The following is a 13726-nucleotide window of genomic DNA, read 5'->3' as shown; positions in this document are numbered from 1 at the left end:
GCTGGGTCGAGCGCGCTCGTGCGCCGGGGACGTGCGCCCCGCTCGTGGCCGGGCCAGTCGCGCCTGTCGCGCCTGTCGCGTTCGGCCGTCGCGTCAGGTCGTCGCGTCAGGCCGCGGGTGTGACCGCGGGCGCGACCGGAACGCCGGAGGCTGGGCTGGCGGGAGCCGGACCAGCCGCCGCGATCGCGGCGAGCACCTCGGTGGCGGCGCCGTCCGCCGCGTCGGACGCGGGTGCGCCCTGGGCGCGACGCTCATGCGCGGCGAGGCCCGCGGCGGCGGACAGCAGGTCGCGGGCCTCGGCCACGAGGTCCTGGTCGATCGCCGTGCCGTCGACGTCGAACGCCTCCGGCGCTGCGAAGAGGACCGTCTCTGGCTGGGAACGGACGGCCGCGTTCCGATCGGCCAGCACCGTGCGCAGGTGCTGCAACGGCGCGAAGCGCGGCAGGCCGCCGATGCTCACGCCAGCGATCGCGGTCGGCATGCCCGCGAGCGTCGAGCTGCCCGCCCAGTCGAGGGCGTTCTTGAGCGCGCCAGGAACGGACCGCTCGATCGTGGGCGTGAGGATGACGAGGCCGTCGACCGCGGCGACCGAGCGGCGCCACGCCTGCGCGCCAGCGGGGGCGGGAACGTCCGAGTAAGGGGCGTGGTAGGGCAGGTCATGAGGGACCAGCTCGATGAGGTGAGTGCCCGCGGGTGCGCTCTGCGCGAGCAGGCGGGCGAGGTGGCGCTGGGTGCGGGCCAGGGGCAAGGTGCCGATGAGCAGGCCGAGCGTCGTCACGGAGCGTCCCTTCAGGAACAGTTGGCCATCCCGGGCGGATGGCAGGTGCCTGTCTCAACTCGGGGCACTGGCCGCGCATTCCCGCCGATGGGATCGGCTTCCTCCGCACGAGAATCTGTGTCCCGGAAGGCACTGAGTGCTGGTCTTGCCACGGTCTGCGGCACTCGGTGCCTTCCAGGGCGCGTCAGAGCTCGCGCTCCGCGTACACGGCCGCGGCGTCGCGCAGCAGAGCGGCGGCGCCGGGCGCGACCTCGTCGTAGTTGCGCCGGAAGCGCTCGTCGTCGACGTACATCTGCGTGAGGCCCCGGTACGTCTCCGCGGTGGGCGTCCAGAACAGCGACACCCATGCGTAGTGCTGGGCGACAATCTCCTGCACCTCGGCGCTGTCGGGCGCGAACCCCACACGGATCGCCGCGCCGAGCGCCTCGACGATCTCCCGGTGGGCGTCGAGATGACGCTGCTGGCCCTCCTTGCCGAGGCCGGCCCAGCGCTCGTTGGACTGGTCGACGGCGTGGTCGCCCCAGCGCTCGCGGGCCTCGGGCTCGTACCTGCGGTGCTCGAAGCCGTCGAGGATCTGTTCGGTGGTCATGGTGGTTCCCTTCTCCAAGGAGTCGATGGTGCGGGCGACGGTCGCGGCGAGCCGCGCGTAGCGGTCGCGCTCGGCCGTCAGCCCCGTGAGGTGGTCGCGCAGGTGCGCGATGGTGACGGCGGGGTCGTCGGCGTCGACGATGGCGCCGATGGTGTCGAGCGAGGCCCCCAGCTCGCGCAGCACCAGGATGTGCTGCAACCGGAGCAGCTCCGCCTGTCCGTAGTGACGGCGTCCGTCATCGCCCGTCCACGCGGGAGCTAGCAGGCCGATGCTGTCGTAGTGACGCAGCGTCCGGCTGCTCACGCCGGCAAGGCGCGCGGCGCGGGCGATGTCGACGGTGCCGTCGGGTGCTGTCGTGTCCATGGCACCGATGGTAGAAGTTGACGCGGCGTCAACGTCAAGTCGCGTTTTCGGGCGTTTGCCGCGCCAGTCCGCGAGCCCGTCCTACACTCCCCACTATGACGACGACGCCCGACATCAAGCCCCGCTCCCGCCAGGTGACCGACGGACTGGAAGCCACCGCGTCGCGCGGCATGCTGCGCGCAGTCGGCATGGGCGACGACGACTTCGCCAAGCCCCAGATCGGCATCGCGAGCTCGTGGAACGAGATCACGCCGTGCAACCTGTCGTTGCAGCGCCTGGCTCAGGCATCGAAGAATGGCGTGCACGCGGGAGGCGGCTACCCGCTCGAGTTCGGCACCATCTCCGTCTCTGACGGCATCTCGATGGGCCACGAGGGCATGCACTTCTCGCTCGTGTCGCGTGACCTCATCGCGGACTCGGTGGAGACGGTGATGAGCGCCGAGAGGCTCGACGGCTCGGTCCTGCTGGCCGGCTGCGACAAGTCCCTGCCCGGCATGCTCATGGCCGCTGCGCGGCTGGATCTCGCAAGCGTGTTCCTGTACGCGGGCTCGATCATGCCCGGCCACGTCAAGCTCTCCGACGGCACGGAGAAGGACGTCACCGTCATCGACGCCTTCGAGGCGGTGGGCGCGTGCGCTCGCGGGCTCATGAGCGAGGAGGACCGTCTCGCGATCGAGAAGGCGATCTGCCCCGGTGAGGGAGCGTGCGGTGGCATGTTCACCGCGAACACCATGGCGTCCGTGGGCGAGGCGCTCGGCATGTCCCTGCCGGGATCGGCGTCGCCGCCCAGCGCGGACCGCCGCCGCGATCACTACGCGGCCAAATCGGGCGAGGCCGTGGTGGAGATGCTGCGCAAGGGGATCACCGCGCGCGACATCATGACCAAGGAGGCGTTCGAGAACGCCATCGCCGTGGTCATGGCGTTCGGCGGCTCGACCAATGCCGTCCTGCACCTGCTCGCCATCGCCAACGAGGCCGAGGTGGACCTCACGCTCGACGACTTCTCGCGCGTGGCCGCCAAGGTGCCGCACCTGGGCGACCTGAAGCCGTTCGGCCAGTTCGTGATGAACGACGTGGACCGCGTGGGCGGCGTGCCTGCTGTCATGAACACCCTGCTCGAGGCAGGGCTCATGCACGGCGACTGCTTGACCGTCACCGGCAGGACGCTCGCAGAGAACATGGCGGAGCTGAAGCCCGCGACCATCGATGGTCGCGTGGTGCGCTCGCTCAACAATCCGATCCACAAGTCCGGCGGCATCACCATCCTCAAGGGCTCGCTGGCGCCCGAGGGCGCCGTGGTGAAGTCCGCTGGCTTCGACGACGACGTCTTCGAGGCCACCGCCCGCGTGTTCGACCGCGAGCGCGCCGCGCTCGACGCGCTCGAGGACGGCACCATCCAGGCCGGCGACTGCGTGGTGATCCGTTACGAGGGGCCCAAGGGCGGACCTGGCATGCGTGAGATGCTCGCGATCACCGCCGCCATCAAGGGCGCCGGGCTCGGCAAGGACGTGCTGCTGGTCACCGACGGCCGCTTCTCCGGAGGCACCACCGGTCTGTGCGTGGGGCACATCGCTCCCGAGGCCGTGGATGGCGGACCCATCGCGTTCGTGCGCGACGGCGACAAGATCACGCTCGATGTCGCCAACGGCACGCTCGAGCTGCACGTCGACGCGGCCGAGCTCGAGTCCCGCCGCGCGGGCTGGGAGCCGCTGCCACCCGTGTACACGCGCGGCGTGCTCGCGAAGTACACGAAGCTCGTGGGCTCGGCCTCGAAGGGGGCTGTCCTCAGCTAGCTCCCGCTCGTCCCGCGAGATGGGCGAATTGGGCCCAACTAGTGCATTAAGTGCCTGAGGCGCGCGAGTTGGGCCCAACTCGCGCGGTTGCGGGGGGTTGATGAGCGAGAATCGACCACCGGGATGGCTGGACCGCCGATGCGCGGGCTGGGCTCCCGTGGGAGGCTGGCTTCATGATTCACGGCGTCGGCCCGCTTGACCATACCTTCACCGCACCCATCGGGGTGGAGGTGAAGGGCGAGATGTGGGCGTGCGTCGAGATGCCGGACTCCGCCGAGCTCTTCGGCACGGGCAACGCCGTGCGCGTTGACGCGACCGTCGACGGCATCGCGCTCGAGAATGTGGGCCTCATGGTCACCGGCCGCGGCGGCCACATGCTGTCGCTCAACGCTAAGGTCCGCAACCAGGTGGGGAAGGGCCTGGGCGACTCGGTTGAGGTTCGGCTCACGCGGCGACACTCGTAGCCGCGGCCCCCCGGATTCTCCTCACAGGATGCGGGCGTGGGCGAGAACCGACACCGGCGTCCTCATACGGCGCTCAGACTGGACGGACGGGCGCGGGCGGACGGGCTGGACAGGCGTGTCTCACGATGAGAGACGGTGAACCACGATGTGAGATTTTTGTCCAAGTGGTGACATCGCGCTCCATGGAGGCGTAGAGTCCTACTCATGCACACGATTCTCGTAGTTACCGGGCGCGCGGACATCTAGTCCCAGCCAGGCAACGTCCGCGCGCAGACCCCGACAGCCATCAGGCCGAGGGGTTTTCTCATGTGAGGCGGATGCGAGAGCCGCCGAGCAACCTTCAAACTCAACGGGAGAGACGATGGGACAGGTGAGGGCACCCAAGCCTTCGGCTCTGATGAGCCCAGCGCCGGCGAGCACCCGCACGAGCGCCACTCCGGCGGCCGCGCAGCACGCAGGCTCCACGATGACGGGCGCTGAGGCGGTCGTCCGCTCGCTCGAGGCGGCCGGCGCGACAGACGTCTTCGGGCTTCCTGGCGGCACCATCCTCCCGACCTACGACCCCCTGATGGACTCGAAGGTGCTGCGCCACATCCTGGTGCGGCACGAGCAGGGCGCCGGCCACGCCGCCGAGGGCTACGCCCACGCCACGGGCCGTCCGGGCGTGTGCATCGCGACCTCGGGACCCGGGGCGACCAACCTCGTCACGCCCATCGCGGATGCGAACATGGACTCGATCCCGCTGGTCGCGATCACCGGCCAGGTGGGCGCGAGCATGATCGGCACGGACGCCTTCCAGGAGGCGGACATCGTGGGCATCACGCAGCCGATCACCAAGCACAACGTGCTCGTGACCGACCCCAACGAGATTCCCAAGGCGATCGCGGAGGCGTTCTACATCGCCACGCACGGCCGTCCCGGGCCGGTGCTGGTCGACATCGCGAAGTCCGCTCAGCAGCAGTCCATGACCTTCAACTGGCCCGAGCGCATCGAGCTGCCCGGCTTCAACGCGGGTGCACGCCCGCACGCGAAGACGGTCCAGGAGGCCGCGCGCCTGCTGGCCACGGCCCGCCGTCCGGTGCTCTACGTGGGCGGAGGCGTGATCCGCGCCGGCGCGAGCGATGGCCTCCGCAAGCTCACCGATCTGTCCGGGGCGGCGGTCGTCACCACGCTCATGGCTCGCGGCGCGCTGCCCGACTCGCACCCGCAGCACCTGGGGATGCCCGGCATGCACGGCACGGTGTCCGCGGTGGCGGCCCTGCAGAAGGCGGACCTGGTGGTCGCGCTCGGTGCGCGGTTCGATGACCGCGTCACCGGCAAGCTCGAGTCCTTCGCCCCGCACGCGACCATCGTCCACGCGGACATCGACCCCGCGGAGATCGGCAAGAACCGCGCCGTGGACGTGCCCATCGTGGGCGACCTCAAGGACGTCTTCGCGGCGCTGGTGCCGGCGCTCGAGGTGGAGCACGAGCGCCACGGGCGGCCGGATCTCGAGGCCTGGTGGGCGCAGCTGGACGACTGGCGCGAGACGTACGGCCTGGGCTACACGCCCACCGACGACGGCCACTCGAGCCCCCAGCACGTGATCCAGCGCCTGGGCGAGATCGCCGGGCCCGACACCATCTTCACGGCGGGCGTGGGCCAGCATCAGATGTGGGCCAGCCAGTTCATCCGCTACCAGCGGCCCAACACCTGGATCAACTCGGGCGGCCTGGGCACCATGGGCTTCGCGGTGCCTGCCGCGATGGGCGCCAAGGTGGGCGAGCCGGACCGCACGGTGTGGGCCATCGACGGCGACGGCTGCTTCCAGATGACCAACCAGGAGCTGGTGACCTGCGCGATCAACGAGATCCCCATCAAGGTGGCGATCATCAACAACTCGTCGCTGGGCATGGTGCGCCAGTGGCAGACGCTGTTCTACGACTCGCGGTACTCCAACACGGACCTGCACACCGGCCACGGCACGCGGCGCATCCCGGACTTCGTGAAGCTCGCGGAGGCCATGGGCTGCGCGGGCCTGCGGTGCGAGACGGATGGGGACGTGGACGCGACCATCAAGCGTGCGATGGAGATCGACGACCAGCCCGTGGTCGTGGACTTCACCGTGTCGCGCGACGCGATGGTGTGGCCCATGGTCGCGGCCGGCACCAGCAACGACGAGATCCAGTACGCACGCGGCATCGCCCCCGAGTGGGACCGCAGCGAGGAGGAAGCATGACCACCCACACCCTCTCGGTGCTCGTCGAGAACAAGCCTGGCGTGCTCGCCCGCGTGGCCGGCCTGTTCAGCCGCCGCGCCTTCAACATCCACTCGCTCGCCGTGGGCCAGACCGAGCACCCTGAGATCTCGCGGATCACTGTCGTGGTCGACGTGGATGAGCTCCCGCTCGAGCAGGTCACCAAGCAGCTCAACAAGCTGGTGCACGTCCTCAAGATCGTCGAGCTCGAGCGCGACAAGTCGGTCCAGCGCGACCTGATCCTGGTCAAGGTGAGGGCCGACGCGCGCCAGCGTGCCGACATCCTCCAGATCGTCGACCTGTTCCGCGCTCACGTCGTTGACGTGGCGACCGACTCGCTCGTCATCGAGGCGGTGGGCGCTCCGGAGAAGCTCGGGGCTCTGCTCGCCGCGCTGCAGCCGCACGACGTTCGCGAGATCGTCCAGTCCGGCACGGTCGCCATCGGCCGCGGCGCACGCTCCATCACCGAGCGCGCCTTCGAGCGCGTGAGTGCGTAACCCACGACCTCAACCCAGCCAGCGCATCGGCGCTGCCGAAGCCTCACCGCATCCCACCTCAAGGAGAACAAGGAACCATGGCAGAGATGTACTACGACCAGGACGCCGACCTGAGCATCATCCAGGGCAAGAAGGTCGCGATCGTCGGCTACGGCTCGCAGGGCCACGCGCACGCTCAGAACCTGCGCGACTCGGGCGTCGAGGTGCGCGTCGCGCTGCGCGACGGCTCGCGGTCGACCGCCAAGGCCGAGGACGACGGCTTCACGGTCCAGTCGGTCGCGGACGCCGCGCAGTGGGCCGACGTCATCATGATCCTCGCGCCCGACCAGCACCAGCGTGGCATCTACAACGACGAGATCAAGCCCCACCTGACCGAGGGCAAGGCGCTCGCGTTCGCGCACGGCTTCAACATCCGCTTTGGCTACATCGAGGCGCCCGAGGGCGTCGACGTCATCCTGATCGCCCCCAAGGCTCCCGGCCACACCGTGCGCCGCGAGTACGTCGCCGGCCGCGGCATCCCTGACATCATCGCCGTGGAGAAGGACGCGTCCGGCCAGGCCTGGGACCTCGCCAAGTCCTACGCGAAGGGCATCGGCGGTACCCGCGCCGGCGTCATCAAGACCACCTTCACCGAGGAGACGGAGACCGACCTGTTCGGCGAGCAGACCGTCCTGTGCGGCGGCACCTCGCAGCTGATCCAGTACGGCTTCGAGACCCTCACCGAGGCCGGCTACCAGCCCGAGATCGCCTACTTCGAGGTGCTGCACGAGCTCAAGCTCATCGTGGACCTCATGTGGGAGGGCGGCATCACCAAGCAGCGCTGGTCCGTGTCCGACACCGCGGAGTACGGCGACTACGTGTCCGGCCCCCGCGTCATCACGCCCGAGGTCAAGGAGAACATGAAGGCCGTGCTCGCTGACATCCAGTCCGGCGCCTTCGCCGAGCGCTTCATCGGCGACCAGGACAACGGCGGCAAGGAGTTCGCCGAGCTGCGCGCCAAGGGCGAGGGCCACCCCATCGAGGCCACCGGTCGCGAGCTGCGCAAGCTGTTCGCATGGAAGGACGACGTCGACACCGACTACGTCGACGGCCAGACGGCCCGGTAGTGAGCGCCGCCGTGACGCAGACCTACAAGCTCGCCGTCGTCCCCGGCGACGGGATCGGACCCGAGGTCGTGGCGGAGGGGCTCAAGTGCCTCGCCGCGGCGACCGAGGGGACCGACATCTCGTTCGAGACGACCGAGTTCAACCTGGGTGCCGAGCGCTGGCACGCCACGGGTGACACGCTGACGGGCGAGGACCTGGCGGCGATCAGGGAGCATGACGTGATCCTGCTGGGCGCCATCGGCGACCCGTCCGTGCCGTCGGGCGTGCTCGAGCGTGGGGTGCTGCTGCCGCTCAGGTTCGCCCTCGACCAGTACGTGAACCTCCGTCCGAGCCGCCTGTACCCGGGAGAGGTGTCGCCGCTGCGCGATGTGACCGAGGTCGACTTCGTGGTGGTGCGCGAGGGCACCGAGGGTCCGTACGTGGGCAACGGCGGCGCGCTCCGCGTCGACACGCCCCACGAGATCGCGACCGAGGTGTCCGTCAACACTCGCCACGGCGTGGAGCGCGTGGTGCGCTACGCGTTCGAGGTGGCCTCCAAGCGCGATCGCAAGCAGCTGACGCTGGTGCACAAGCACAACGTGCTGGTGCATGCCGGGCATCTGTGGCGCCGCACGGTGGAGGCTGTCGCGCCGGAGTTCCCCGACGTGACCTGGGACTACCTGCACATCGATGCCGCGACCATCGTGATGACCACGAACCCGGGCAAGTTCGATGTCATCGTGACGGACAACCTGTTCGGCGACATCCTCACGGATCAGGCCGCGGCCATCTCCGGCGGCATCGGTCTGGCCGCGTCCGGCAACGTGAACCCTGACCGCACCGCGCCGTCGATGTTCGAGCCGGTCCACGGCTCGGCGCCCGACATCGCGGGCAAGCAGATCGCCGACCCGTCAGCGACGGTGCTGTCCGTGGGCCTGCTGCTGGACTTCCTGGGGTACCCGGAGCTGGCATCGCGCGTGGAGAGCGCGGTGGCGGCCGATGCGGCAGCCAAGTCGGCGGAGGGCTGGGGACAGCGCTCCACGGCCGAGGTGGGCGACGCCCTCGCGGCCAGGATCCGGGGCTAGCAGCCATGCGTCGCGTCCTGGCAGGTCCTCAGTGCTCGAACCCCGCGGTTCTGGTCACCGAGCACCTGCCAGGACGCACCCCCAGCACGAACCGAAGGAACTGAGATGACCGAGACTGCCGCACCGGCCGCCGCCGTGGCCTCCAACGCAGCAGCGTTCGAGGTGCGCCCGCACGAGGCCCCGCTCCCGATCGCGGAGCGCAACGCGGCGCTCGCTGACCTCAAGTTCGGCACGCAGTTCACCGATCACATGGCCCGCATGCAGTGGGTGGACGGCGACGGCTGGGGCGACCGACGCGTGGTGCCGTACGGCCCGCTGCAGCTCGACCCGGCCGCCGCGGTGCTGCACTACGCGCAGGAGATCTTCGAGGGCCTCAAGGCGTACCGCTGGGAGGACGGCAGCATCCACCTGTTCCGCCCCCAGGCCAACGCGGAGCGCTTCAACCGCTCCGCGCATCGGCTCGCGCTGCCGCCGCTGCCTGTCGAGGACTTCATCGGCTCGATCGAGGCGCTGGTCGCCGTCGACGAGCCCTGGGTGCCCGGCACCGAGGAGTCCAGCCTGTACCTGCGGCCCTACATGTTCGCCTCCGAGGCGTTCCTGGGCGTGCGCCCGGCGCGGGTCATCGACTACCTGCTGATCGCCTCACCCGTGGGCCCGTACTTCCCGGGCGGCATCAAGCCCGTGTCCATCTGGGTGGCACAGGGCTTCCACCGCGCAGGCCCCGGCGGCACGGGCGACGCAAAGTGCGGCGGCAACTACGCGGCGTCACTGCTACCGCAGCAGCAGGCCATCGCGGCCGGCTGCCAGCAGGTGCTGTTCTTGGACGCCAAGGAGGGCAGGTTCCTTGAGGAGCTGGGCGGCATGAACGTGTTCGTGGTCCGCCGCGACGGCACCATCGAGACGCCGCGCCTCACCGGCACCATCCTCGAGGGCATCACGCGCTCGAGCGTGATCCAGCAGCTCGAGGACGACGGCCGCAAGGTGATCGAGAAGGACATCACCCTGGACGAGGTGCGCTCGGGCGTGGAGTCCGGCGACATCGCCGAGGTGTTCGCGTGCGGCACCGCCGCCGTCGTCACTCCGGTGGGCCGTCTCGCTTCGCCCGAGTTCGACGTGACCGTCAATGACGGCGTCGCGGGCGACGTCACGATGGGCATCCGTCAGCGGCTCACGGACATCCAGTACGGCCGCGACGAGGACACCTACGGCTGGATGCGCCGCATCGCCTGACGGCGACTCAGCTCACGTGCGAGGGCCGATGCGCGGGCCTTGTTTGTCGCACTGCGTGCCCGCGTACGGGTAGGGGCCGCACGCACTTCTGGCGCCGCGACCGGAGGTCGCGGCGCCAGAAGCGAGTCGGCGCTGCCTCTCGGGGAGCGCCGAGGATGTGCCTCAGATACGAGGCGTGGTGGTGGCGTGGTGGCTCGAGTTCCGGCGGCGGAACAGGCTCACGAGCTTTCCGAAGATACTTCTCAGCATGTCTGTCACCTCCTTGCCGGGCGAAACCACCTCGCGCATCGCGTCATTCCCCGGCCAGCGTGGACGCAGCCGATTCGCGTGCGGAAGCTTCACCGCGCAGGATGGAGGGAGGAGAAGACCCGACGACGAGGAGATGCCATGCCAGTGCAGGACCTGCGACTGACCAGCCCCGATATCGCCCACGGCGAGCGCATCGGCGACGTCTATGTGGGGCAGCATGGCGCATCGGCTCCCGAGATGGTGGTCGACGGCGTGCCTGACGGCGCTGTCGAGCTCGCGCTGATCTGCCACGACCCCGACGCGCCGATGCCGCACGGGTTCACCCACTGGACCCTCTACGGCCTCGACGCGACGGACGGCCCCATCCCCGCGGACGCGGGGCGTCCCGGCCCCAACGACGACGACGGCATGGGGTACGTGGGCCCGTTCCCGCCGCCCGGTCACGGCACGCACCACTACTTCTTCTGGGTCTACGCCCTTTCGCGTCCCGTCGAGGGGCAGCCGACGCGCGGCGAGTTCTTGGACCAGTACGCCGACGCCGTCATCGAGCAGGCGCGGCTGGTGGGCACGTTCTCGCGGTGATGCCGTGGCGCGGGTGACCTCCAAGAGGGACGATGCGCGCTACCGGGCCGCCGAGGAGTCGCTGTGGTCTCACTTCGGTCTGCAGCCCGAGGAGATCTGGGTGGACGTGCCGCCGATCGGCGGGCGTGTGCGCGCACTGTGGGTGGGGGATGCCGACGTGCGGCCCGTCATCCTCGTGCACGGCACGCCGACGGCCGGGGGAGTGTGGGCGCCGCTGGTCGCTCACCTGAAGGGCGTCAGGGCCGTGGTCGTCGACCGGCCGGGCTGTGCGCTCAGCGATCCGCTCGACCTCGCGCAGCTCACACCTGAGTCTCTGCGCGACGCCAACGCCGCGTGGATGACGGCCGTGGCGAGCGCCGTCTCGGACGGCCCCGTCGACGTGGTGGGCAACTCTGCAGGAGGCATGGCGGCCATCATGTTCGCGGCTCGCCATCCGGAGCTGGTGCGTTCGCTGGTGCTCGACGGTGTGCCTGCGGTCAGCGGCATGAGACTGCCGGCGGGGCTGAGGGTCGCGACCGTGCCATGGGCGGCTCGGGCGATCGCGAGCCGCACCGTGACGGCGAAGGACCTGCGCCGGAGCTTTCGAGCCATGGGCCACCGCGCGCTCATCGACGCGGACGGGCTGTCGGAGCCGGAGATCGCGTGGCGCGCGGCGCTGTCGGCGTTCACCGACACGCTGGCGAACGATCTCGCGCTGCTGGGGCTGGCGGCCGACTGGCGCGGCCCGCGCCGCGCGTGGGTTCCCGGGCCCGCGGAGGTGGGCTCGCTTGACGTGCCGTCCCTGTGGGCGGTCGGGGAGCACGATCCGTTCGCTCGGCCGGAGGCGGTGCGGCGGTGGTCGCATCGCGCACCGGGCTCGCAGTTCCGCATGCTCGAGGGCAGCGGCCACCAGCCGTGGCTCGACGGCCCGGAGCAGCATGCCCGCATGCTCGAGGCATGGTGGGAGAGGATCGAGCACACTCACGGCGCATCCCCAACGGACTCTCAGCAGATTCCCAGGTAGCTCGCTCAGGATGGAACTCGTACGGCACCACACCACGGGTGCCGGATAGTTGAACCGACTGCACCGGCCCGCGACACCTGCCATGTCGCGGGCCGGTTCGCTGTTTGCCGCGAACGGTGCGTCAGCGAAGCTCGTAGGTGAGCAGCACCTGGTCCGTCTCGAGCCGGGTGTTCTCGACCAGGCGTGCCTTGCGAGGCGCGAAGCCGCCCGACCAGAGGGGAAGGCCCGCTCCGATCATGACCGGCGCGACGCGCAGGCGCACCTGATCGACGCATCCGCCATCGAGCAGCGCCGATGCGAGGGTGAGGCTTCCCCACACGATGATGTCGCCGTCGTACATCGCTGACAGGCGGTCGGCTGTCTCGCACGCGTCGCCAGGCTCCAGGGTGGCGGGCTCGTGTTCGCCCCACGGGGCGCGGCTGAGCGTCGTGCTGACGACGTGGCGCGGGAGCGTGTTGATCGGTGCGGCCAGCGGATCCTCGGTCGCGGTGGGCCAGTAGGCGATGAACAGCTCATAGGTCACGCGCCCGAGCATGATCGCGCTCGTGTCCTCGAACTCGGCGAGCATGCGGCTGACCATGGGCTCGGAGTCCGTGATCGACCCGTCGACCCAGTCGAGCTCTCCGCCCGGCCCGGCCGCGAACCCGTCCGCGGTGACGTGCTGCTCCACGATGATGCGTCCCATGTGAGCGACGGTAACTGGCTCGAGTGCGATGCGCGCGGTGAGCGGTCCCGCGCTACGGTGCCCGTTATGGGAGTCCGCATCGACAACGTCGGCATCGCCGTGGAGAGCCTCGAGGCGGCGATCGCGTTCTTCGCCGACCTGGGGCTGGTTCTGCTCGGCCGCGACACGGTGAGCGGGGAGTGGGCCGACACCGCCGTCGGTCTGGACGGCAACCATGCGCACATCGCCATGCTGGAAGCGCCGCGCGGCGGGCGCATCGAGCTGTTCGAGTACATCCATCCGAGCGCGATCCCTACGGAGCCGACGCTGCCCCACGAAATTGGCATGCATCGCGTCGCGCTCGCGGTCGACGACATCGACGAGGCGCTCGCGATCGCCGCTCGCCATGGATGCCACCCGCTGCGCGGCGTCGCGACCTATCAGGACGTCTACAAGCTGACGTATGTCCGCGGGCCGAGCGGGATCATCGTGATGTTCGCGCAGGAGCTCAATCGGGGCTGAGCCACTGGGAGGTGCCCAAGGGTCCCCCGTTCGGTGCGTCCACAGGCCCACTTCGTTGACACGACATTCAGCGCTACTGTGGCTGCGTGTCGTCGACCTCCACGCTCGTGACCGAGTCGTCTGTGGCAGCCGATGCGCTGTTCGAGGCTTCGCTGGACATCGACGCTCATGTCGCATCGTTGGCTCACTCAGGTGAGAAGGCAATCGCCGGTGTGACGTCCGGTCAGATTAGCCTTGGCGAATCCGTCACCTGGCGTGCGCGGCACTGCGGTGTCTGGTTCACCATGACGTCGCAGGTCACTGAGGTCGAGGCGCCGGTGCGTTTTGTCGACCAGCAGGTCGCTGGACCCTTCAAGGCATTCATCCACGAGCACAGCTTCGAGCAGAGAGGCGAAGGTTCACGGATGACAGACGTGATTACCGTGAGCTCGCCGTTCTTCGGGCGGCTCGCGGAGCGTGTCGTTCTCGTTCCTTACCTGCGGCGGCTGATTGCCAAGCGAAATGCCCATCTGATTGCGATGCACTCGTTGAGCAACTGATCCTCGCCTCCGTCGACGATCGCTCTGAACAGCGTCGTGGAGTCAGT

Annotated in this window: 14 protein-coding genes; 11 read left to right on the top strand and 3 right to left on the bottom strand. The window is 69.5% G+C overall.

What is annotated here, in order from left to right; all coding sequences use genetic code 11:
- Nucleotides 1-106: 106 nt before the first annotated feature.
- On the bottom strand, nt 107-778 hold the full coding sequence (locus B7K22_RS02090; RefSeq protein ID WP_084038130.1) for an NADPH-dependent FMN reductase: 672 nt from the start codon (nt 776-778) through the stop codon (nt 107-109).
- Between the two features lie 184 nt (nt 779-962).
- Complete coding sequence (locus B7K22_RS02085; protein ID WP_084038129.1) at nt 963-1730, bottom strand: MerR family transcriptional regulator; 768 nt, start codon at nt 1728-1730, stop codon at nt 963-965.
- 95 nt (nt 1731-1825) lie between these two features.
- On the opposite strand from B7K22_RS02085, the gene ilvD reads away from it, so the two are divergent.
- From ilvD to B7K22_RS02040, 9 genes are all read left to right on the top strand, one after another.
- Entirely contained in the window at nt 1826-3523 is a 1698-nt protein-coding gene (gene ilvD / locus B7K22_RS02080; protein ID WP_084038128.1) for a dihydroxy-acid dehydratase, read from the top strand.
- Nucleotides 3524-3696: 173 nt separating this feature from the next.
- Nucleotides 3697-3987, top strand: a complete 291-nt coding sequence (locus tag B7K22_RS02075; protein ID WP_084038127.1) for a DUF1905 domain-containing protein — start codon at nt 3697-3699, stop codon at nt 3985-3987.
- 361 nt (nt 3988-4348) lie between these two features.
- Nucleotides 4349-6205 carry an acetolactate synthase large subunit gene (locus B7K22_RS02070; protein ID WP_084038126.1) on the top strand — a complete coding sequence of 619 codons (1857 nt, stop codon included), beginning with the start codon at nt 4349-4351 and terminating at the stop codon, nt 6203-6205.
- The gene (gene ilvN, locus B7K22_RS02065) at nt 6202-6720 is read left to right on the top strand and encodes an acetolactate synthase small subunit (protein WP_084038125.1); all 519 of its coding nucleotides are present in this window, start codon (nt 6202-6204) and stop codon (nt 6718-6720) included. The genes B7K22_RS02070 and ilvN overlap by 4 nt, the downstream gene beginning before the upstream one ends.
- A gap of 77 nt (nt 6721-6797) precedes the next feature.
- Nucleotides 6798-7826 (top strand): ketol-acid reductoisomerase, encoded by a 1029-nt coding sequence (gene ilvC / locus B7K22_RS02060; RefSeq protein ID WP_084038124.1) that lies wholly within the window; start codon nt 6798-6800, stop codon nt 7824-7826.
- An 11-nt stretch (nt 7827-7837) separates the two neighbouring features.
- Nucleotides 7838-8890, top strand: coding sequence for a 3-isopropylmalate dehydrogenase (locus B7K22_RS02055; RefSeq protein WP_084039650.1), 1053 nt, complete (start codon nt 7838-7840; stop codon nt 8888-8890).
- A gap of 105 nt (nt 8891-8995) precedes the next feature.
- Complete coding sequence (locus B7K22_RS02050; RefSeq protein ID WP_084038123.1) at nt 8996-10120, top strand: branched-chain amino acid aminotransferase; 1125 nt, start codon at nt 8996-8998, stop codon at nt 10118-10120.
- A 387-nt stretch (nt 10121-10507) separates the two neighbouring features.
- Nucleotides 10508-10951 (top strand): YbhB/YbcL family Raf kinase inhibitor-like protein, encoded by a 444-nt coding sequence (locus tag B7K22_RS02045; protein WP_084038122.1) that lies wholly within the window; start codon nt 10508-10510, stop codon nt 10949-10951.
- Nucleotides 10952-10964: 13 nt separating this feature from the next.
- Entirely contained in the window at nt 10965-11954 is a 990-nt protein-coding gene (locus tag B7K22_RS02040) for an alpha/beta fold hydrolase (RefSeq protein WP_159448719.1), read from the top strand.
- A gap of 121 nt (nt 11955-12075) precedes the next feature.
- On the opposite strand, the gene B7K22_RS02035 is transcribed toward B7K22_RS02040, so the two are convergent.
- A complete protein-coding gene (locus B7K22_RS02035; RefSeq protein WP_084038120.1) occupies nt 12076-12639 on the bottom strand; it encodes a dihydrofolate reductase family protein in 564 nt (187 codons plus the stop codon).
- A 66-nt stretch (nt 12640-12705) separates the two neighbouring features.
- Between B7K22_RS02035 and B7K22_RS02030 the strand changes: the two genes are divergently transcribed.
- Both B7K22_RS02030 and B7K22_RS02025 read left to right on the top strand, forming a co-directional pair.
- Nucleotides 12706-13140 (top strand): VOC family protein, encoded by a 435-nt coding sequence (locus tag B7K22_RS02030; protein WP_084038119.1) that lies wholly within the window; start codon nt 12706-12708, stop codon nt 13138-13140.
- Between the two features lie 86 nt (nt 13141-13226).
- On the top strand, nt 13227-13679 hold the full coding sequence (locus tag B7K22_RS02025) for an SRPBCC family protein (RefSeq protein ID WP_084038118.1): 453 nt from the start codon (nt 13227-13229) through the stop codon (nt 13677-13679).
- The last annotated feature ends 47 nt before the right edge of the window (nt 13680-13726 follow it).

This window comes from Demequina sp. NBRC 110053, assembly GCF_002090095.1.
GTDB lineage: Bacteria > Actinomycetota > Actinomycetes > Actinomycetales > Demequinaceae > Demequina.
This window is presented reverse-complemented; position numbering and strand designations above follow the sequence as displayed.